General features: G+C 69.9%; 24 protein-coding genes. 10 read left to right on the plus strand and 14 right to left on the minus strand.

The features are described from left to right. Nucleotides 1-25 precede the first annotated feature (25 nt). The gene (locus tag Aco04nite_RS08245; RefSeq protein ID WP_212996586.1) at nucleotides 26-310 is read left to right on the plus strand and encodes a hypothetical protein; all 285 of its coding nucleotides are present in this window, start codon (nucleotides 26-28) and stop codon (nucleotides 308-310) included. A gap of 10 nt (nucleotides 311-320) precedes the next feature. On the opposite strand, the gene Aco04nite_RS08250 is transcribed toward Aco04nite_RS08245, so the two are convergent. Next, nucleotides 321-1,295 carry a helix-turn-helix domain-containing protein gene (locus Aco04nite_RS08250; protein ID WP_212996587.1) on the minus strand — a complete coding sequence of 325 codons (975 nt, stop codon included), beginning with the start codon at nucleotides 1,293-1,295 and terminating at the stop codon, nucleotides 321-323. 252 nt (nucleotides 1,296-1,547) lie between these two features. Between Aco04nite_RS08250 and Aco04nite_RS08255 the strand changes: the two genes are divergently transcribed. The 4 genes from Aco04nite_RS08255 to Aco04nite_RS08265 all read left to right on the plus strand — a co-directional run bounded on the left by Aco04nite_RS08255 (nucleotide 1,548) and on the right by Aco04nite_RS08265 (nucleotide 5,045). After that, nucleotides 1,548-2,072 (plus strand): SigE family RNA polymerase sigma factor, encoded by a 525-nt coding sequence (locus Aco04nite_RS08255; protein ID WP_212996588.1) that lies wholly within the window; start codon nucleotides 1,548-1,550, stop codon nucleotides 2,070-2,072. Next, the gene (locus Aco04nite_RS08260; protein WP_212996589.1) at nucleotides 2,059-3,147 is read left to right on the plus strand and encodes a hypothetical protein; all 1,089 of its coding nucleotides are present in this window, start codon (nucleotides 2,059-2,061) and stop codon (nucleotides 3,145-3,147) included. The genes Aco04nite_RS08255 and Aco04nite_RS08260 overlap by 14 nt, the downstream gene beginning before the upstream one ends. Nucleotides 3,148-3,413: 266 nt before the next feature. Then, nucleotides 3,414-3,536: a hypothetical protein gene (locus Aco04nite_RS49535; RefSeq protein ID WP_280519319.1), complete on the plus strand. Its 123-nt coding sequence runs from the start codon at nucleotides 3,414-3,416 to the stop codon at nucleotides 3,534-3,536. Nucleotides 3,537-3,737: 201 nt separating this feature from the next. Further along, nucleotides 3,738-5,045: a serine/threonine-protein kinase gene (locus Aco04nite_RS08265; RefSeq protein WP_212996590.1), complete on the plus strand. Its 1,308-nt coding sequence runs from the start codon at nucleotides 3,738-3,740 to the stop codon at nucleotides 5,043-5,045. A gap of 76 nt (nucleotides 5,046-5,121) precedes the next feature. Here Aco04nite_RS08265 and Aco04nite_RS08270 read toward each other — a convergent pair whose 3' ends face one another. The 3 genes from Aco04nite_RS08270 to Aco04nite_RS08280 are packed head-to-tail and all read right to left on the minus strand — an operon-like array spanning nucleotide 5,122 to nucleotide 7,948. Continuing rightward, the gene (locus tag Aco04nite_RS08270) at nucleotides 5,122-5,772 is read right to left on the minus strand and encodes a response regulator transcription factor (RefSeq protein WP_212996591.1); all 651 of its coding nucleotides are present in this window, start codon (nucleotides 5,770-5,772) and stop codon (nucleotides 5,122-5,124) included. Further along, entirely contained in the window at nucleotides 5,760-6,833 is a 1,074-nt protein-coding gene (locus tag Aco04nite_RS08275) for a hypothetical protein (protein WP_212996592.1), read from the minus strand. Before Aco04nite_RS08275 ends, Aco04nite_RS08270 begins: the two co-directional genes overlap by 13 nt. Further along, nucleotides 6,830-7,948 carry a sensor histidine kinase gene (locus Aco04nite_RS08280; protein ID WP_212996593.1) on the minus strand — a complete coding sequence of 373 codons (1,119 nt, stop codon included), beginning with the start codon at nucleotides 7,946-7,948 and terminating at the stop codon, nucleotides 6,830-6,832. The genes Aco04nite_RS08275 and Aco04nite_RS08280 overlap by 4 nt, the downstream gene beginning before the upstream one ends. A gap of 153 nt (nucleotides 7,949-8,101) precedes the next feature. Between Aco04nite_RS08280 and Aco04nite_RS08285 the strand changes: the two genes are divergently transcribed. Genes Aco04nite_RS08285 through Aco04nite_RS08300 form a run of 4 tightly spaced genes read left to right on the plus strand, consistent with a single transcriptional unit; the run spans nucleotide 8,102 to nucleotide 10,792 of the window. Continuing rightward, nucleotides 8,102-8,935: a peptidoglycan-binding protein gene (locus Aco04nite_RS08285; RefSeq protein ID WP_212996594.1), complete on the plus strand. Its 834-nt coding sequence runs from the start codon at nucleotides 8,102-8,104 to the stop codon at nucleotides 8,933-8,935. A 14-nt stretch (nucleotides 8,936-8,949) separates the two neighbouring features. Next, nucleotides 8,950-9,828 carry a peptidase inhibitor family I36 protein gene (locus tag Aco04nite_RS08290; RefSeq protein ID WP_212996595.1) on the plus strand — a complete coding sequence of 293 codons (879 nt, stop codon included), beginning with the start codon at nucleotides 8,950-8,952 and terminating at the stop codon, nucleotides 9,826-9,828. Next, entirely contained in the window at nucleotides 9,825-10,292 is a 468-nt protein-coding gene (locus Aco04nite_RS08295) for a hypothetical protein (protein ID WP_212996596.1), read from the plus strand. The genes Aco04nite_RS08290 and Aco04nite_RS08295 overlap by 4 nt, the downstream gene beginning before the upstream one ends. Nucleotides 10,293-10,318: 26 nt before the next feature. Further along, nucleotides 10,319-10,792 carry a hypothetical protein gene (locus tag Aco04nite_RS08300; protein ID WP_212996597.1) on the plus strand — a complete coding sequence of 158 codons (474 nt, stop codon included), beginning with the start codon at nucleotides 10,319-10,321 and terminating at the stop codon, nucleotides 10,790-10,792. 53 nt (nucleotides 10,793-10,845) lie between these two features. Here Aco04nite_RS08300 and Aco04nite_RS08305 read toward each other — a convergent pair whose 3' ends face one another. The 10 genes from Aco04nite_RS08305 to Aco04nite_RS08350 form a co-directional block, all read right to left on the minus strand. Beyond that, the gene (locus tag Aco04nite_RS08305) at nucleotides 10,846-11,673 is read right to left on the minus strand and encodes a hypothetical protein (RefSeq protein ID WP_212996598.1); all 828 of its coding nucleotides are present in this window, start codon (nucleotides 11,671-11,673) and stop codon (nucleotides 10,846-10,848) included. Then, nucleotides 11,670-12,341, minus strand: a complete 672-nt coding sequence (locus Aco04nite_RS08310) for a hypothetical protein (protein WP_212996599.1) — start codon at nucleotides 12,339-12,341, stop codon at nucleotides 11,670-11,672. The genes Aco04nite_RS08305 and Aco04nite_RS08310 overlap by 4 nt, the downstream gene beginning before the upstream one ends. Continuing rightward, nucleotides 12,341-13,051: a WXG100-like domain-containing protein gene (locus Aco04nite_RS08315; RefSeq protein WP_212996600.1), complete on the minus strand. Its 711-nt coding sequence runs from the start codon at nucleotides 13,049-13,051 to the stop codon at nucleotides 12,341-12,343. Before Aco04nite_RS08315 ends, Aco04nite_RS08310 begins: the two co-directional genes overlap by 1 nt. A gap of 98 nt (nucleotides 13,052-13,149) precedes the next feature. Next, on the minus strand, nucleotides 13,150-14,142 hold the full coding sequence (locus Aco04nite_RS08320; RefSeq protein WP_212996601.1) for an aldo/keto reductase: 993 nt from the start codon (nucleotides 14,140-14,142) through the stop codon (nucleotides 13,150-13,152). 27 nt (nucleotides 14,143-14,169) lie between these two features. Further along, a complete protein-coding gene (gene pdxY / locus Aco04nite_RS08325) occupies nucleotides 14,170-15,021 on the minus strand; it encodes a pyridoxal kinase PdxY (RefSeq protein ID WP_212996602.1) in 852 nt (283 codons plus the stop codon). Continuing rightward, the gene (locus tag Aco04nite_RS08330) at nucleotides 15,018-16,601 is read right to left on the minus strand and encodes a DUF8823 domain-containing protein (RefSeq protein WP_212996603.1); all 1,584 of its coding nucleotides are present in this window, start codon (nucleotides 16,599-16,601) and stop codon (nucleotides 15,018-15,020) included. Before Aco04nite_RS08330 ends, pdxY begins: the two co-directional genes overlap by 4 nt. An 8-nt stretch (nucleotides 16,602-16,609) precedes the next feature. Continuing rightward, nucleotides 16,610-17,236, minus strand: coding sequence for a hypothetical protein (locus Aco04nite_RS08335; RefSeq protein WP_212996604.1), 627 nt, complete (start codon nucleotides 17,234-17,236; stop codon nucleotides 16,610-16,612). Nucleotides 17,237-17,256: 20 nt separating this feature from the next. Continuing rightward, entirely contained in the window at nucleotides 17,257-18,099 is an 843-nt protein-coding gene (locus Aco04nite_RS08340) for a lipocalin/fatty acid-binding family protein (protein WP_212996605.1), read from the minus strand. A 30-nt stretch (nucleotides 18,100-18,129) separates the two neighbouring features. Then, nucleotides 18,130-18,486, minus strand: a complete 357-nt coding sequence (locus Aco04nite_RS08345; RefSeq protein ID WP_212996606.1) for a hypothetical protein — start codon at nucleotides 18,484-18,486, stop codon at nucleotides 18,130-18,132. Next, nucleotides 18,486-19,175, minus strand: coding sequence for a hypothetical protein (locus tag Aco04nite_RS08350; protein WP_212996607.1), 690 nt, complete (start codon nucleotides 19,173-19,175; stop codon nucleotides 18,486-18,488). The genes Aco04nite_RS08345 and Aco04nite_RS08350 overlap by 1 nt, the downstream gene beginning before the upstream one ends. A 136-nt stretch (nucleotides 19,176-19,311) precedes the next feature. On the opposite strand from Aco04nite_RS08350, the gene Aco04nite_RS08355 reads away from it, so the two are divergent. Further along, on the plus strand, nucleotides 19,312-19,560 hold the full coding sequence (locus Aco04nite_RS08355) for a hypothetical protein (protein ID WP_203840672.1): 249 nt from the start codon (nucleotides 19,312-19,314) through the stop codon (nucleotides 19,558-19,560). Nucleotides 19,561-19,562: the final 2 nt, after the last annotated feature.

Raw genomic sequence — 19,562 nt, forward strand, 5'->3', positions numbered from 1 at the left:
GGCAATCGACTGAATCGACGTACCTATGCGTCTTGTGACGATAAAGCTCGTCCCGCACGGTTGCTGCCCGGTCAACGAGTCGCCGCCGGCGGTGATCACGGACGTGATCTGGACCGCGGCCACCCCGGAGGACCTCCTGGAACACGTCAGCATCCGGCCCGGCCCGGCGGTCATCCATCTCGGTTTCTACAGCCGCCTCGACGGAAAGCCCGCGTCCGCGTCGGCCGCGGCCATCTGCCGCCGGGCGCTGGCGACATCGCCGTCGCTGAGCGGCTGGAAACTCGCCGCAGTTCAGACCCGCCGTCAGTAACTTCGGTAACTCAGAGCCACCCGAGCTGGGCGGCCTTCACGCCCGCCTCGAACCGGCTGCGCGCACCGAGCCGCTCCATGATCGAGGCCATCATCCGGCGTGAGGTGCGGGCGGAGATGAACAGCTGCGACGCCGAGGACTCGTCGGTGTGACCCTGGGCGATGAGCACCAGCAGCTGGCGTTCCTGCTCCGACAGCCCGATCCGCTCGGTGTCACGCTCCGCGCCCAGTGGGGTGGCGACGTCCCAGGTGGCCTCGAACAGCGCGACGAGGGAGGCGATCACGCCCGGCCCGGTGTGACACAGCGCTCCCTTACGGGTGTCGACCGGGTCGATGGGCACCAGCGCGATCGAGTTGTCCACCAGGACCATGCGCGGCGGCAGCGTCGCCACCGTGCGGAACTCGCCACCACGATCGGTCAGCCCGCCGGCGTAATCGAAGGTGGCGTCGTCCTGCCTGATGGTGTCCAGCCCGATGGTCCGGATGGTTACCCCACGGCGCAGCACCGACTCGTCGTTGCGCAGTGCCGCGGTCAGCGCCGGGCCGGATTGGGCACCCCCGGGCATGAACGTCATCACCGTACGCGTGGCATTGCAGGACAACTGCTCCAGCCGCCGCTGCACGGCCTGGATCCCGTCGAGCCGCTCGACACCGCCCCCGTCACCGGCGCGACCGCCGACGGTACGCAGCTCGCTCTCCGCCAGCATCCGGGTGATCATGTCCTGCCGGTCGGCGATCTGCTGCTGCCGTTCGACCAGGTGACGCCGCTCCTCCGCCATCAGCTCCTGCAACCCGACCAGCGGATCGACGGCGAACATCTGGCCGGGGTCCTCCAGCGACTCCCGCAGCAACCGGCGCTCGAAGAGCACGTCCAGCGCCGTCCGGATATCGTCCGTGGAGAGGGTGAGATGCTCCGCGAGCTGCTCGACGGACATCTCCTGATGCTTGAGCATCGCGCGGTAGACGGTCTCCGGTATCCCCTGCATGCCTAGAATCTGAAGCAAGGTACAACTCCCAGGTCCTGCGCTGATCCAACCGGGTATCGCTGATTGCCGGACCGCTACCGGTTCGTCGACCAGACAATCGGAAACCTATAAGCGCAAAAAGATCTTGGCTATCAGGGTCTTGCCCGACAGAGATCGCTTTCCCTCTGCGTAACTGCCCGACTACGCCCGTTCGGCGTGCAACCTTTGGCCCGGCGCTGACCGTTCCATCTCCGCCGAAGGGAGGCAGGCGATTTGAGAGCCGCAGAAGAAGACGCATTTCGTGAGTTCGTGACGTCCCAGATGGCGTCGTTGCGCAAGCTGGCATACCTGACCTGCGGCGACTGGCACGCGGCGGAGGACGCCGTGGCCAACGCGCTGGTCAAGCTCTACCCGCGCTGGCGCAAGCTTGAGCGCCCGGACCTCTACGTCAAAACCATGGTCTACCGGGCCGCGATCGACGAGACCCGGCGCCCGTGGCGCCGCGAACGGTCGGCGAGCCACGCCATGCCGGAGATCGCGCTGCGGGACCCGGCAGGCGCCACCGACGAGCGGTTACGCCTCAAGGCCGCGCTGGACGGGGTCCCGCCCCGGCAGCGCGCAGCCGTGATCCTGCGGCACTACCTGGGCCTCAGCCTGGAGGACACGGCCCAGGTCCTGGGCTGCAACCTCGGCACGGCGAAGAGCCAGACCTCCCGAGGCCTCGCCAAGCTCCGCGAGCTCATGGCCGCGGAAAAGATCGATCTCAGCGAAGGAGAGTTGTCCCATGCGGTTGCATGAGGTCGTGGAAACGGTGACGGCCGACGAGCCACCACTGGGTCGCAGCATCGAAATCGACGAGATCGTGTCGGCCGGTCGCCGGGCCGAGCGCCGTCGCAAGGGCGGATTCGCCATGGCCGGCGCGGCGGCACTGGTCGCGGTGGTGGCGGGCGGCGCGTTCGCGCTGCCCGCGCACGACGACACCACCACCGCCACCACCGCAGTCGGAACGGCCGGCCCCACCGCGGTGACGTCGCCGCCGTTCAGCTTCACCTTCGGGGCCTATGACGCGGGCAGGTTGCACGTGCAGAACCCGACCGACGTGTCCGCCGCCTACCAGGTCGCCACGATCACGGTCGACGGCGCGCCGTCCGGTGCGTATGCGTCGCTGACGGTCTACCAGCCGGGCGCGTTCAACGAGGCCTCACTCACCAACGCCACGACGGTGACCGTCGACGGGCAGGCCGTGCTCCAGGCGACCCTGCTGGCGGACGGCAAGCCCCGGACCGACGCCGACCGGGGTGACAAGGCGATCGCCTGGCAGTACGCGACCGGCGCCTGGGCGGTCGTGAAGTCCCTCTCCACCGACGCTGACAACCCGTCGTTCACCGACCTGACCGCCCTGATCGCAGGTTTCAAACCGAACACCAGCCCGGCCCCGGCCGTCCTGCCCTTCACGATGGCCTACCTGCCGGCCGGCTACACCGCGGTCGACGTGGCCGAGCACTCGCTGCCCGGCTGGGACAGCATCACCGGCAGCAACGGCACCGTCTACGGCGGCGCGATCTTCGCCCGCAACGCCCCGGCAACCGGCCTGTCGGATCCCTACCTCGACCTGCCCGGCAGTTTCACCATCACGGTCAGCTCCCTCGCCGCAACGGGACAGAAGCCCCCACCCATCGACGCCTCCCACAAGTGCACCAACGCCGACGCAGCGACGTCCTGCACCTACTCGATCGTCACCGGCACAACCCTGCTCTCGGTCACCGGCAACCTCCCCATCGCCGAGAAGACCCAGGTCGCCAAGTCGATCAAACTTGCCGACCTCACCGACGAAACCACCTGGACCCCGGCCACCAAGCTCCTCCACCCGTAGAACCGCCGGCGCCGCGTCCCACCCGCGGCGCGGCGCGGCGTTCCGGGGTCAGCCGTTCACTACGAACAACCAGACAAGCCGGACGTGCTGCCCCCGCCCGACATAGACCCCCGGCTGCAGGTCTCCTCCCCTGGAACGACCTCGCCAAAGCCTCCGCCACGCTGATCCAGACCGTGGCGGCCGGAGCCTCGGAGGGCTGACTCTTACCCGGGAGAGGCGATCACCGGGAGCCACATCGTCAGTGGCCCGGGCTCTGGGGTGGCGGCATGATGTTCAACTCCGCGGATGTCGGGGTTCCGGTGCTGTTGCGGCCGTTCCATGAGATGAACGAGACCCGGAACTCGTACTACCTCCCCCGCGTCTACCACCAGGGCGAGATCACCTTCTGACGAACCGGCGTGCCGCCCGTCACCGAGAGGGGCGGCACGCGACCTGGTCTGGCACTACTTCCGCCGTTTTCGCCGGTGACTTCATCGAACCGTTGCCGTGCGGCCATCGATCGGGGCGGTTTGATCACCGCGGCCCGGGGTAGGATCTGCGCACATCCACCGAGGCTCTCTCACTGTGGGTGGTTGGTGGGGGAGGTCGCGGTGCAAGAGCTCGCAGGGCGTTACCGGGTGGGCAACGCCGTCGGCCGTGGCGGCAGTGCGGTGGTCCATCGTGGCTTCGACCGTACGTTGAAACGACACGTCGCCGTGAAACTGTTCTTCCCGTACGGTCCCGGCGACAACGCCGCGGACGCCGTTCTGCTGGAGGCGCGCACCGCGGCGGGGCTCAACCACCCGAACATCGCCCGGGTCTACGACTACGGCGAGGTTGTCGACGGCGCCGACCGCACGCCGTTCCTCATCATGGAGTTCGTCGCCGGTGAGACGCTCGCCGACCGGCTCAAGGGCACCGGCCCGCTGCCATGGCAACGCGCCGCCGAGATCGGTGCGGATGTCGCTGCCGCGCTGGCCGCCGCGCACGAGCAGAATCTCGTGCATCGCGACGTCAAGCCCCGCAACGTCATGCTCTCCCCGGACGGCACGAAGGTCCTCGACTTCGGCATCGCCGCCGCGGCGGGCAAGAACGCCGTCGACACCCAGGGCCGGCTGTGGGGCACCCCGGCCACGCTCGCCCCGGAACAGCTCCGCGGCGAGGCGACCTACCCCGCAGCCGATGTGTACGCTCTCGGCCTGCTGTTGTTCGAATGCCTCACCGCCGAGCGCGCCTGGCCGGGCAACAGCATCGTCGAGATCCTCACCGCCCGCCACCACAACCCGTCGCCCCGGCTGCCCCGCATCCCCGGGATCCCCCGCGACCTCATCCGGCTCTACGAGGCGTGCACCGCCGACGACCCGGCCCGGCGTCCCACGGCGGCGGCCGCGGCCGACATCCTGCGCCGCAGCTCAGAATCCCTCACGGCGTTCATTCCCGCGATGGGGACGACGCGCTCGCGACGGCGCGGGGTCGTCATGGCGGCGCTGGGGGTCGTGACGGTGGCCCTGACCGTCGTGGGGATGCAGCTCGCCAACGGTGCCGCGACGCCCGGCGGTCACCCGGCCGACGCCGCTGTCGGCGAGACACCGCCCGCTGCGACGACACCGGCCGTGCCCGGCTCGTCGACACGACCGGTCATCGCGCCCGAGCCCACCGCGGTCGTCCCGGTGGAGTCGACCGTGCCCAGCCGGCCCCGCTCGTCGTCCAAGCCGGCCCCGTCGGTCAGTGCGTCCCGCTCAGCGAGCCCGTCCGCGTCGCCCTCCGGCTCGCCGACCCCGTCGACGCCGACGGAGTCCCCGGACACCAGCCCCACCCCGACCGAGCCGGTCGACCCGACCACCGACCCGGACCCGTCGTCCACCCCGGTCGAGACGCCCCCGCCCACCCCGACCGGCGAGGCCCAGGGCCTGGTCTGAGCAGGGCCTGGCCTGAGCAGGGCCCGCCTGAGCAGGGCTTGTTCTGAGCAGGGCCTGTTCTGAGCGGGGGTGGCCGTCAGAGGTCGTCGAGCTGGATCAGACCGTCCTGCAGGGCGCGCGCGACCAGGGCGGCCTTCGTCGAGGCGGGGCGCCCGGCGCGGGCATAGCGGACCCGGACCCGGTCGATGTAGCCCTCGACCGTCCGGGGTGAGAGGTGGCACCGGGCGGCGACCAGCTGCTTGGACTCGCACTGGAACCACGCCAGCAACACCTCCTGCTCCCGCTCGGTCAGCCGCGGGCGATCGGAGGCTTCGTTCGCCGACATCGCTCCGGCGAGGGCGGGCGGCACGTACGGCAGATCCTGGGCGGCCGCTCGCACCGCCGCGACCAGGTGTTCTTCGCCCTCGGCCTTGGTGAGGAACGTGGCGCAGCCGGCGTCGAGGCAGCGCAGCGCGGTCTCGCGGTCCTCGCGCATGGTGTACACGATCACGCGCCGGCCGGCGGCGACCAGCTCCGCCAGGGCGTCCCAGGCCACGGTGTGCCGGTCGGTGAGCTGCAGGTCCAGGACGACGACGTCGGCCCGCAGGCCTTCCGGGGTCGTGGCGATCCGCGGGTCGTTACCGGCGGCTGTCACCGTGATCCCGGCGGCCTGGAACCAGGCCCGGGCGCCGGCGAGGACCACCGGGTGGTCGTCGACGATGGCGACGGACGGGTTCAGAGGGGACATGTCAGCTCCACCCACAGGGTTTCGTCGATGGTGGTGGTACGGATCGCCAGCGGGGCGGGGACGGGGCCGAGCACGAACCGCGCCCCGGGGTTGCCGGTGCGGGCGACGACGCTGAGGCTCAGGTGGGTGGGGGTCGGCACGGCGGTGAGACGCAGGCGGGACACCGGCAGGCGGGCGCAGGCGCGCACCACGTCGCGGGTCGCCCGGCGCAGCACGGGAGGCAGCTGGCCGGCGTGCACGGCGACCTCGATCCGGGTGCCCGCCGCCTGCAGATCGTCGAGGCATGCTGACAGTTCGTCACCGAGTGGGTCGCCGTCGTCGTGGTTCCAGGCGGCGAGCAGGCGGCGCACCTGGGCGGCCGCGATGCGACTGCTCCGGCGCAGGCTGTCGTCGGGGGCGGTGCCCGCGGCGACGTCGGCAAGGCTGGCCAGGACCGGTTCGACCGCGGCGGCGACCGTCCGGGAGCGGCGGAGCCGGTCGTCGTGCAGCGCGGCCGCCACGAACTGCTCCGTGCGGATGGCATCCTGCGTCAGCTGCAGCTGCCTGGTGGCCTCGGCGGAGCGTTCGAGTGCCCGTGTCGCCAGCGCGATCGGGATCTGCAGGCCGAGGATGCCGAGCGCGCGGACGCACATCACGGCGATCTCCGGCGGTCCGGCGGGGATCGCCGCGGCCAGGGCGAGCACCACCGGCAGGGCCAGCCACAGCACGAGCAGCGACAGCCGGACACCGGAGGCGATCGTCAGCAGCAGCCAGCCGTTCACCCCGATCGCCCAGTTGGCGTTGGTGTGCTGCAGCCCGGCGGGCACGGTGAGGGTTACGGCGGTGGTGGCGGCGAGTGTCACGACGCTGAGGGTGGTGGCGAGCACCTGTCGTTGCCGGGTGCCCCGCTCGGGCCAGGCCATGAGGCCGGCCGTCGCGAGCCAGGCGCCGATGCTGGCCAGGTAGGCCACGCGCTGGATGCCGGCGGGATTGTCCAGGGCGTCGGCGCGGTACAGCACCAGCAGCAGCACGCCGCACATCACCCAGGTTCCCCACCGGGCCGCCCTGCGGATGTCGGTCACGCGGCGGGCCAGCGCAGCTCGACTCGGGTGCCCCGGCCCGGGGCGCTGACCACGCGGGCGCTGCCGCCGGCCCGGCGCATCCGGGCCTCGACGGACAGTCGCAGGCCGAGATGTGTCCCGCCGGGAACGTCGCCCGGCCGGAACCCGCGACCGTCGTCGATGACGTCCAGCGTCACCGTTCCCGGTGCGGGCAGCCGCAGCCGCAGCCGGGCCTGGCCGGTGCCGGCGTGGCGTTCGACGTTGCGCAGTGCCTCGTCACGGGCCAGGAGCAGGGCATCGATGGCGTACGCGGGGATCGCCGGAGCATCGCCGGCGGATTCCTGCGTGACGGTGACGCCGAGCGTACCGGTCTCGGGTGGGGTGGTCAGGTCCGCGAACGTCGCGGTCCGGGGCGCGGGCTCGAGCCGGGACAGATCGGATCGCGCCCGGTGCTGCAGTTCGGGGCCACTGACGCCACGCGACGCCGCTGCCGTGAGCGTGGCGGCGACGGTGTCGTGCAGCACCGCGAGGTGTTCCTCGACGTCGGCCCGGCGGGCAGTGGTGAGCTCCGCCTCGCGTCGCGCGGTGGCTGTGGCGGCGGTGAGGTCGTCGACGCGCCGGGCACTCCGGGTGACCAGCACGATGAGGCACCGGGCCAGCCCACCCTGCCAGAGCAGCATCACCGCCTGGGCGCCGCGCAGGTTCCAGTCGTCGCCCGGAGCCAGCGTCGACCCCACCCACACGCCGGCGGAGATGACGAGCGTGTAGCCGAGACCGTCACGGGGGCGGGTGTAGAACTGCACCGCGCCGACACACACCGAGGTCACCGGTCGCGCCCAGTCGTCCAGGTCGAGATGGCCGTGCGACGGGTGGAGCAACGGCAGCAGCACGCACGCGGCAACGAGCGGGATGCCGTCCACGACCGCGCGTGCTCGCGGCCACCGCCCGGCCAGCACGAACGCGACCTGCCACGCCAGGACGGCGACGACGACCGCGGCGGAGGCTGCCGTCACGCCACCGAGCGGCACCAGGGCGGTGCAGGCGACGACGACGAGCACCTTGGCGGTCACGGCGATCCGGGCGGCGGCAGCCTTGACCGAGGTCTCCACCGGCCCGATGTCGCTGATGGTGTGCACAGCCGCCCCCTTTCTCCCCCGCGCGCGACAGCGTATTTGGTCGATGCCACCTCGCCGCCGGATGAGGGTCGTTCACCGCTCACCGCAACGGTTACGCGTCAGTAGCGTCCTGCATCGACAGAGCAGAAACCACGTTGCACGGAAGGGTTTCCGGTGAACGTTTCCCGTCGTTCCCTGCTGGCACTGGGCGCCGCCGTCCCGGCGCTCGCGCTGGCCCCGCAGTCGGCATTCGCCGCTGCCGCACTGCCCACGGTCGATATGGAGGCCGTGCTCAAGGCGGCGCAGTGGGACCCGGTCAAGGCCGATGAGGCGGTCACCGCCGGCGCCGGTCCGAGCGTCCGGCTGGTCGAGACCGCCCTGCGCGGCCTGGGCCTGATCGACGCGTCCTATGTGGATGGCCACTTCGGCACGCGGACCGTCGCAGCGTACGCCCAGTGGCAGAAGCAACTCGGCTACAGCGGCATCGACGCCTCCGGGCTGCCCGGCAAGACGTCGCTGACCAGGCTCGGTGACGGGCAGTTCACCCTGACCCGGGTCTACTCGGTCGGCGCCCGGACCACCCACCAGGGGTTTCCCGTCAACACGCGGACCCTGGCCATGCTGAAGGCGGCGCAGACCCGGTCCGGGATCACCTTCACCGTCGAGCAGGGGTCCTACTCCCCCGGCGCCGACCCGACCTCGGCCGGTACGCACGACGGCGGCGGCGCGCTCGACCTCGACGCCGAGGCACTGACCGCCGCCAAGCGCACCGCCGCCGTGACCGCGCTGCGCCAGGTCGGCTTCGCGGCGTGGCTGCGGACCCCGGCACAGGGCGACTGGCCGCTGCACATCCACGCCGTCGCGATCAGCGACACCGACCTGTCCGCCTCGGCGCAGAAGCAGGTCGGCGCCTATTACGAGGGCCGCAACGGCCTGGCGAACAACGCGGCCGACGACGGCCCGCGCGTCTCGAAAGTCACCTACGAGGAATACCTGCGTTCCCTCTGACAAGGAGTTCGTCCATGAAGAAGTTCAAAGCTCTCGCCATCGCCGCCCTGATCGGCGCCGGCATCGTCACCGTCGCCCCGACGGCCGCCCACGCGGCGTCCCGCGACGGCGTCTGCAACGACGGCGAGTTCTGCCTCTACTACAACAGCGACAACGAGGGATCGATCTCCGACTTCACCGGTTCGATCTCGGACTACGGCGCCACCCAGCCCAGCTGCTACGAGTTCAAGGGCGCCGGCGCCGGCCAGGACCTGTGCGTGAAGAACGAGGCCGCGTCGGTCTGGAACCGCTCCGACGTCCCGGTCACCGTCTACTTCAACAGCGGCTACGGCGGCGCCCACCAGGGCATCGCCGCCGGTAAGAAGGTCAACCTCAACTCGAAGCTGAAGAACGAGAACGCGTCGCACAAGTTCGGCGTCGACGACACCGCCGACGAGAACCTGACCCACGGGCTCTACAACGCCAGCGGCACCATCACCTGCGGCTTCGACCGCTATGTGAACACCCCGGGCCGGCACGAGGGCATCGACATGGCCCGCGAACTCGGCGCCCCGGTCCGGGCCCTGCTGTCCGGGAAGGTCATCAACATCGTCCGCGGCTCGACCGGGAGCGGCGGCCTCTCCACCATCGCGATCTACCACTCCGGTATCGACGCCACGATCGTCTACCTGCACAGCGCCCCGCTGGCGAGCCTGAGCGAGGGCGACACCGTCACCCGTGACCAGCAGATCGCCACCGAGTCGTGGCGTGGCGTCGGCTCCAGCAGCGCCGCGCACACCCACGTCGAATACCGCCCGGGCCGCAAGGAACTCGCCGCCGTGAGCAGCGACGAGACCCTGGTCAACCCGGACCCGACCGCGTTCTGGAACGCACGGGGGTACAACGAACGATGACACCTCTGCGCAGGGCCGCTCTCGCCGCCCTCCTCCTGTTGACCTCGCTGCTCGCCTTCGCAGCGCCGTCCCCCGCGAACGCCGACGTCTCCGGCAGCTGCTCCGGCACCCAGATCGACTCCAAAGCGATCAAGGGCGGCTCCCACACGTACGGAACCCTGTACGTCTACTACGACTCGTCCACCGGCAAGAACTGCGCCAAGGCGACCAACACCACCGGTACCGCCCACCAGCTGGCCGTATGGGTCTTCCGCTGCAAGGCCGGCTCCTCCGGCACACAGGCGACCTGCGATTTCACCGACACACCGACCGAGAACAAGAACCTCGACTCCGGGGTGTTCAGCAGCTACGCCGGCCCGGTCCACACCCTCGGCAGCGCCGCCGGCCGGTGCATCTACGCCGGAGCCCAGATGGTGACCAGCGGCGGCGAGGCCCGCGCCGACATCTGGGGCCACTGCGGCTGACCGCCGCCCTCGACCAAGGAGATTCAATGATTTCTCTGCGCAGAACCGGTCTGTCCGCGGCCCTGCTCCTGACCCCGCTGCTCTCCCTCGCGGCGCTGGCCCCGGCCCCGGCATCGGCGGCCGTCACCGGCAGCTGCTCCGGCACGGAGATCGACACGGCGGCCATGAAGTCCGGCAGCCACACCTACGGCACCCTTCACCTCTACTACAACTCGTCCACCGGCAAGAACTGCGCCAAGGCGACCAACGTCACCGGCGCCGCCCGCGACATGTCCGTGTGGGTCCTGCGCTGCTTCGGAACCAGCGGCCCGGTAGCGAGCAGGTGCAACAGCCAGGACGGCCCGGTCCAGAACGTGAACTACGACTCCGGCCACTACAGCAGCTACGCCGGCCCGGTCAACACCAAGGGCTCAGCAGCGGGCACGTGCATCAACGCAGGCTCCACCATCGAGGTCGGCAGCATCACCGCCACAGCCCAGATCTACGGCCACTGCGGATAACCCGCAAAGCCATCGGCAACGCCTTCTGCGTGTGCCGGACCCGCCGGTCAGCGTTACGACCACGGCTCCGGGTCCGGCACGCGTCCCCACCACCAACCGCGACCGGGCTCGGGGCCGGCCGCGGTGGTGTGGTCACGGAAGACCGCGTCGACGGCCTCGACAGCCCGCTCGAACGGTACGGCGACCACGGCGGGCACCACGGTTCGCGTCAGCTGGTCGCGTACCTCGAGGTCCTGGTCGTAGAAGTCACGTGGGTACCGGCCGTCCGGCGGCCATCCCGTGGTCATGCGAACGGCGAGCGCTTCCCACGCCTTCAACCGGGTCGTGGCGTGCCAGAGCTCGTCACCGGTCACCGGAATCAGCGCGCTGTCTCCCAGCACCGCATCGAATGCGTCAGCGATCGGATGAGGAACAGGGTGATCCTTGATGACCTCGGGCTGCGGCGCGACCCGGACCCGCGGCAGCAACGCCACCGGCCGCTCCACCGCGTCGATCACCAGCGAACCCTCCTCCGGCCCGTCGTAGACCCTCGCCCGGGTGCGCGGCCCGTCCGGGGCAGCAAGCCAATACGCACTCGGCCGTACGCCGCCCGCGTCATACAGAACCGGAACGCGCAGCTCAACCGCCAGCTCTTCGGCGCTCTCGGCCACTGACCTTCGCACCGGAGCCGCCTCCGTCACATAGACGTCGAGCGCCCACCGGATGTCACCGGAGCGCGGCGCAAAGGTACACAACACGATCGCCTGCCAGTTCCGGTCCTCGGCGTCCTCGTCGGCGACGTCGACCTCGTCCAGCGGCACCTCGTTGATCCTGCAGAGAGCAACTCGCAGCCGCACCACGTCGAGGTCGCCGGCGATCAGCAGGTCGTAGCCCGTCGTCATCCCAGATATGTCCCGTCGTAGATGGCCTTGGCCTTGGTGATGGCGTCCGGATTGCTGGTGAAGCGGGGATTCTGCGTGAAGGCCGGCACCTGGGCAGGATCGCCTCGAGCCTTGGCGATCTCCTTCAACGCGGCGTACTCGTTTCGATCAAGGTAGACCAGCCCTGGACCGGAAACGGGAAAGACAGTGCCTTGCGGTTCCACCCGGTAACTGCGTTCGTTCACCCGGTAGACCGCTGCGGCGTCGTCCCACTCAGCGTTGCCTGCGGCGATCTCCCGCACATCGTCGCGGACCGCCTGCTCATTACCCCGCAGGATGACGGTGTTATCACCCCGCACCTGCCCGCTGCGAGCTCCGGCCACCGTGTGCCGGTTGTTCGGCGGCCGCAGGTCCTTGCCACGCGCGGGTCCGGTAACGCCGTCGCTGACCGGCCATGGCGGGCCCGTTGTCTCAGCAGCGATCCTCTCTCCACCGGTTTCCTCGGTCCGGATGTCGTCGAACCTCTTGGCGACTGCGGCATCGGTCTCCTCAAGGCTCTTGCCGCCGGCTGCGGCCCGCTCGGCGGTTTCCTCGCTGACGGCGGCCATCTTGCCGGCGGCCCGTTCCATGGCCTCGGCCATCTGCCGGGCAAGTGCCTTGAAAACGGCGCTGATCTCCCCGTCCGCCATCAGAACTCAAGGCTCGCGACGAGTCCCGCGAACCGGGTGCCGTGCTGGCCGAGAGCGGTGGCGTGGTCCCGCAGGACCGCGACTTGCCGCGCCAGCGCCGCGGGATCCAGCGACACACCGGTGGCGGCCTCGGACTGAGTCGTGCCGGATTGTGACCAGTCCAGGCCCGCGAGAGCCTCCTCCACCTTGGCGAACAGAGGCTTCGCGGCCGCCTCGATCACCTGGCCGATGATGTGCTGCTCAAGATCCATGACCAGTGACTTCACCAAGAGTTCGGCGCCTTCGATGATCAATGGCACGGCAGCCTCAGCAAGCCCGGCGGTCGCCACCGCAGCGGCCTGATCCGCTACGAAGGCGGCAGCCATACCGACGAGGACGGCGATAGCTTCGGCTTTCTGGGCAACGATGTAACCGGCTGCGACGTCCAGGGCGACGGCAAGCACGTGACAACCGTCGACGAGCTCATCGACGTGCCGGGCGGACATCCGCGCCCAACCGGAGCTCATTGCATCGGTCGCCGACCCCTGGTAGGCACCGGCGATACCGGCCACCGCCCGGGTCGCGTCGTCATGGGTGGTCTGCACCGCGGTGGCGAAGTCCCGGGTGAACGCAGCGAACTGTGAGACCACGTCCTCATCGATGTAAGGCCATGGCACGCCAAGGACATTGAGGAAGTTCACGACCGGCAGCGGGAGGTCATCTATCGCCACGGGACCACTGTACAGATGCTGCATACAGCTAACTCAGAGTAAGAACGAAGCTCCGGCCCCGGGCTGAAGGGCCGGAGCTTCGCCGGTGGGGCTTGTGACTACCAGGCGTAGGCCTCGGGGGCCGGCTTGGCGCCGTTGGGGCCCGGCGGCGGGAAGAGCTCGTCGAGGCGGGCGAGGGTGGGGTCGTCCAGCTTGATCTCCAAGGCGTGGAGGGCGCCGTCGAGCTGGGCGGCGGTGCGGGGGCCGATGATGGGGCCGGTGACGCCGGGCTGGGCGAGGAGCCAGGCAAGGCCGACGTTCGCGGGGTCCTCGCCGAGGTCGGCGCAGAGTTTCTCGTAGGCCTCGATGGCGTCGCGGTGCTTGGCGAGGCCGCCGGCGGAGCGTTCCGAGGTGCTGCGGGAGGCGCCGCCCTCGCGCTGTTTGCGCAGGACGCCGCCGAGCAGGCCGCCCTGCAGCGGGGACCAGGGGATGACGCCGAGACCGTACTCGCGGGCTGCGGGGAGGACCTCGAGCTCGACCCAGCGGGTGAGCAGGTTGTAGATGGACTGCTCGCTGACCAGGCCGAGGAAGTGCCGGGAGCGGGCGGCCTCCTGGGCCTGGGCGAGGTGCCAGCCGGCGAAGTTCGAGGAGCCGAAGTAGAGGACCTTGCCCTGCTGGCGCAGGACGCTGAACGCTTCCCAGATCTCGTCCCACGGCGTGGTGCGGTCGATGTGGTGCATCTGGTAGAGGTCGATGTAGTCGGTCTGCAGCCGTTTGAGCGACGCGTCGCAAGCCTTGCGGATGTTCAGCGCGGACGACAGGTCGTCGTTGGGCCAGTCGCCCATGCTGCCGTAGTACTTGGTGGCCAGCACGGTCTTCTCACGCCGGTCGCCGCCCTTGGCGAACCAGCGGCCGATGATCTGCTCGGTGACGCCTTCGCCCTGCTTCCAGCCGTACACGTTGGCGGTGTCGAAGAAGTTGATGCCGTTCTCGTGGGCGCGATCCATGATCGCGTGGCTGTCGTCCTCGGACGTCTCCGGACCGAAGTTCATGGTGCCGAGCACGAGCCGGGACACGGAGAGGCCACTACGACCCAGACGGGTGTATTCCATACCTCGAACCTACGCCGGACGCTGAGGTCACCGCACCCGCTCGGCCTTGAACTGCATGCGCGGGGTGGCGTAGAACTCCTGGGCCTGCACGAGCTGGAGCTCGCGGTCGCCGGAGCGGTAGGTGGTGTCGAGCAGGTCGAAGACGCTGGAGACCGTACGCTCCAGCGACAGAGCCGCGTCCCCGGTCGTCCCGTAATGGGCGGTGAACAGCGCGGCTGTGACGTCGCCGGAACCGTTCGCCTTGAACGGCAGGTGCGGGGTGCTCACCAGCCAGGCGCCGGCGGGGTCCACGACGAGCATCTCGATCGTGCCCTCCTCCCGGTCGGGGCGCTCGACGCTGGTGACCAGGACGGTCGAGGGGCCCATGGCGCGGGCGAGGTCGGCCGAGACGAGGGTCGATTCGAGGCTCGCCGGGTCGGTGCCGGTGAGGAACCCCAGCTCGAACTGGTTCGGGGTGATGATGTCGGCGACCGGCACGACCCGGTCGCGCAGCAGGTCGGGGATCTCGGGTGCGACGAAGCAGCCGGACTTGGCGTTGCCCATGACCGGGTCGCACGCGTACAGCGCCGCGGGGTTCGCGGCCTTCACCCGGCGCACGACGTCGATGATGACGTCACCGATGCCGGCGCCGCCCTGGTATCCGGACAGCACGGCGTCGATCTGCGGGAACACGCCGCGCTCTTCGACGCCGAGGAGAATCTCGGCGACGTCCGGCGGGGGAATGAGCGGGCCGCGCCAGGCTCCGTACCCCGTGTGGTTGGAGAAGTTGACCGTCGGGACCGCGACGACCTCGACACCGATGCGCTGCAGCGGGAACACGGCCGCGGAATTCCCGACGTGGCCGTAGGCGACCGCTGACTGGATGGACAGAACCTTCATGCCCCCAGCCTAGGCGGGCACGGTGTGCCGCGGTCGAAGGAGTAGCGGGCGTCGATGGTGAAGGTGCCGGGCGTGGTGGTGACCAGCTCGGTCCAGTCGCCGTGGCGGGTGAGGCAGGCCGTCCCGGCGTCGATGGCCAGCCACGGTGACCAGGCCACGCGTAGCAGCGTCGACCCGGGTCGGGTAACGGTGACGGTGACGGATGCCGGGCTGATGCCGGTGACGGTTGCGGGGGCGTCGGCCAGTGGGGTGGGGGTCTGCACGCGATAGATGCGCCAGTCCGGGTTCTGCCACACCGGTGACAGCCCTGGCATGCCTGCCGTGATGAGCCGGGCCTCGTCGATCCCGGCGCCGTCCGGTGCGGCCGTGGGCAGCACGACGTAGCCGATGCCCCAGGTGCGCAGCCAGTCCTGGTAGGTGGCCGTGGTCAGGGTGCCGTCGTAGAACAGCGGGTTGCGTTCGACGTCCGCCTGCCTGTTCCAGCCGCGGGCGAGGTTGACGTACGGCGCGACGCCGAACGCCTCCCAGTGCGTACGCAGCGGCACGACCTCGACGCGTCCCCGGCCGGCGTCCAGCTGCCGGAGCTCGTCGAGCAGCGGGCGGGCGTCGGCGACGGCGTCCATCCGGGTGTAGTCGTTGAGTGGCTGCACCACCGTCCAGACGGCGAGCCCGGCGGCGGCCACGGACGTCGCGATCAGCCATCGGCCGGTGCGTTCGCGGACGGCGGCGGCGCTGATCAGGACGGCGGCCGCGCCGAGCAGGGCGAGCCGTTCGACGTTGCTGCCGATGGGGGTGGGGATCGCCCAGCAGAGTGCGACACCGGCGCAGTACACCCAGGCCCCGGCTCGTACGGTGCGCCAGGATCGTGGGGTCAGCACGGCGACGGCTGCCGCGGCGGCGGCGGTGAGCAGGGCGGATCCCAGGGGGAACGGTTGCACGCCGGAGAACGGGAACAGCAGGGTGGTCAGCCCGATCACCAGCGCCGGGCCGGGAGCGAGCAGCACGGCGTGCCGGCGGCGGCCGGTCAGGAACAGCGCGGCGGCGAGCACCTCGACGAACAGGCCGGCGACCGGGCTGCACAGGGTGGCCACCGTGCCGGCCACCGCCGCGAGCACCGGCCGGGGACGACCGGTTCCGGGTTGCAGGGCAACGGCTGCCAGCAGGACGAACACCATGCCGAGCAGGTAGGTGACGCGTCCGGTGGCGAGGTTTCCCCAGATCGCGGCCGCCAGCCAGAGGGCGGGCAGCAGCGGCCGGCGGATCCCGGACCGGCTGAGCAGCAGACCGCCGAGGACGGCTGCGGCGGTGCAGGCCAGGACACCGGTGGTCCGGACCCCGATCAGTGCCATGAGGTACGGCGAGACGACGCTGTACGAAGCCGGATGGATCCCGCCGTACCAGGAGAAGTTGTACGCCGATCCCGGATGCTCGCGGACGAAGCCGGTCCAGGCGTACTGGGCCGTGAGGTCACCCGCGTTGCGCGCCAGCCACAAGCCCCACACCACGCTCAGCACACCGGCGAGCAGCCCGGCCGCGACGGCGGGGTGGCACCACCGGCGTACCTCGTGAAGTCGGATCAAAACTCGGTCTAGGAAAGGTCGTCGAGGACATCGCGGCCGAGGGCGACCATGGTGTCGGCGTTGCTGTCGCGGTTGGCGGCGAACGACTCGGGCTCCATGTCGGCGACGCCGTAGGAGAGCTGGACCTCGGCGTTGCTGGCCCGTGTAGACAGCACGATGCTCTGCCGGTCACGGTGAACACCGAGGTAGGCCTGGTCACCGATACCGCTCACCGGTTTGGCGGCCAGCGTACGGCCGTCGTCGATCGCCGCCTGCCAGTCCTTCTCGAACTGGCCGGCGGTTCTCTCCTCGGCGGTGGGCGTGCCGGTGTGGCGGTCGATGGTCACCAGGACGGTGACGGAACCGGCGCCGGTGCCCCACGTGCACGTGACGAGCTGCGAGATCGGGGTGTCGGCGTTGACGTCGGCGGGGGTGCCGGTCGCCGGCAGCTTCAGATCCTTGGCGGTGTCACCGTCGAGCGTCGGGCAGGTGCCGTTCAGCTTGGTGTACTTGCCGACGAACGCGTCCGACCCCGAGGCCGGCGAGGACTGCTCCGAGCCGGGCGGGAGTGCCACCGGGTCGGCTTCGACACCGCACCCGGTCACGGTCAGCGCGACGGCGAAAACCGGCACGATCAGCAGGCGACTGGTCACCATGAACCTCCGTCAGTCCGAGATCAGTCCGAGACGGGCGACGGCCACATGCCGTCCGAGGTGAGCCCGATGAGATCGGCCTTCTCGGCCTCCAGCTGCAGGATCTGGTCGAGCACCTCGGTGATCCGGGCACCGAGGGCCGTGGCGTACCCGACGATCTGGGTGGCGGCGGTGCCGATGACCTCGGAGAAGTGCGCGAGCAGGGCCATCGCCTGGGTGAGCGCGCCGGCCGCGGTCGCGCCCAGGTCGATCACGGCGGTCACGATGCTGCCGTAGATCTCGCCGAGCCGTTCGCCGAGGCTCGCCATGTACGCCATGTTGCCGGCGCCGGCCTGGCCCAGGTATTCCACGAGCTTCTTGAGCTTCGCGGTGGCGTTGGTGACCGCGTCCTGCTGGTCCAGGACCCGCTTCTCGTACGTGTCCTTGGCCGGGCCACGCCAGAAGTCGATCTCGCCGGAGCCGGTCATGTCGCCGAACATGCCGGACAGCGGCCGGGTGACCTTGTCGTTGATGTCGAAGCCGTGGGAGAACAGCGACGCGACCGGAACCGCGCCGGCCACCGCCTCGGAGGCCTTGGTGAGGATCTCCGAGATCTTGTCCCGGGCGAGCTCGGTCGTCGTCGTGATCGTCTTGAGGTTGGCCTCGAGGTCACCGGTGAAGAACTCGACGACATTGCCGAAGAGGCTGTCGTTCACCTTGTCGACGGCGGACTGCATGAAGGAGTTGACGCCGTTGATCAGCTTGGTGAGCTCGTCGCGGATCTTGTCGATCATCTCCTGGACCAGATCCACGGCCTTGCGGAACGCCTCGATGGCGACCGGGGTGTAACTGCTGCTCGTCGCGGGCGCCGGTGGATTGTCAGGCACGGCCGGTTCCTCTCCAGAGGCCAGGACGGATCACGACGTGGCGATGGTGTCGAAGGACTTGGCGCTCAGGCCGTCCGTGCGGTCGTACTCGTCGGCGCATTTGTTGAGCGCATCGCCGAACCGCTCCATTTTGCCGGTCGCATCCGTGAACAGCGAGGTCAGCCATTCCTGCGTTGTCGTGTAGGCACCGGACTGGTCGGTGCCGGTCATGATGCCGGTGATGTCGATGACCGCGAAAGCCGTGGCCGAGAGCGTCATGCCGCCCATCGCGCTGCTGACGTCGGCCATGCGGTCGGAGAAACCGAACCATTTCTTGGCCTCGTCGTGCACCGCGTGGGTGGCGACCTCGATGGCTTCCGGGGTGAAGTAAGGATATTCGTCGGGCATCAGCCCACCACCTCTCTGGCGAACCAGTACCTCGGGTCGTTCTCGCGGGTGGCCTGCACCAGAGCGGCGCGGGCGTCCTCGGCGAGCAGGCCGGCGTCGGATGCCGACAGGGCGTTCTCGTCGACGTCCGCGTGCTGCAGCTCGAAACCCGCCATGGTCAGCCGGAAGAACCCGCGCGGACCTGCGATGACGCGTTGCTGCGCGGTCTCGCGGCGGCGACTCATCCGGTCGGCGACGTCCACGAGTGAAGCGGTGCGCCTTACCTTTTCGTACGCCTCGGCGATCTCGGACTCGGGGTCGCGGGAGTAGGGCACGTCCGCCGTCTGCAGGAACGAGAACGGGTTGTCGTCGCGCTCCTCGACCCGGCGGTGGTAGTGCCCGAGAATCGCCATCGCGATCGAGCTCTTCTCCTGGGCGAACGCGAGCGCGTCGAGCACGGCGGCGGCGACGCCCGAGGGGCCGACGGTGTACCACCAGTCCGACTGCAGGTTCAGGTCGACGAAATCACCGTGGACGTTCACGAAACAGGTGACGGTGTCGCTCACGTCCGCGCCGGGGATCCGGTCGAGTCCGTCGACGGGAAGGTCACGCGGAGTGTTCGCGACGGCGTTGCGGAGCCGCTCGGCGAAGTGCCGTGCGTCGGGAGCCCGAGGATCGTCCGGCGCGATGGTGCGCTTTGTCTTCAACATCCCGTTCCCCCCGACTCCCCCCGCGGGAGTACGCCGATCTCACCAGCCGTCTGTCGATATCGGGCCACGATAGCCGAAGGGCCCACGCCGCGTGGTCCCTGTCCAGCCCGCCCCGGCGCTCGCTACGTTGGTGGTCATGCAGCCAGCCTCCGCTCCCATGAACCATGAGGTCGACGCCGCGGTCGTGCTCAGCGGCCAGTTCGACCCCCGGCCGTACCCCTTCCCCTACCTGGCCGTCGTCGCGAACCTCGGCACGTCCGGCAGCATGCTGTCGGTGCTGATGACCGCCGTCGGCATGCTGAAGGAGCACGGCTGGGAGCTCGTGAGCGTGGCCAACACGGGCGGCACGGTGCTCCAGCTCACGGCGTTCCTCAAACGGGCCTGAGG

This window comes from Winogradskya consettensis, from assembly GCF_018332715.1.
Taxonomy (GTDB): Bacteria; Actinomycetota; Actinomycetes; order Mycobacteriales; family Micromonosporaceae; genus Actinoplanes; species Actinoplanes consettensis.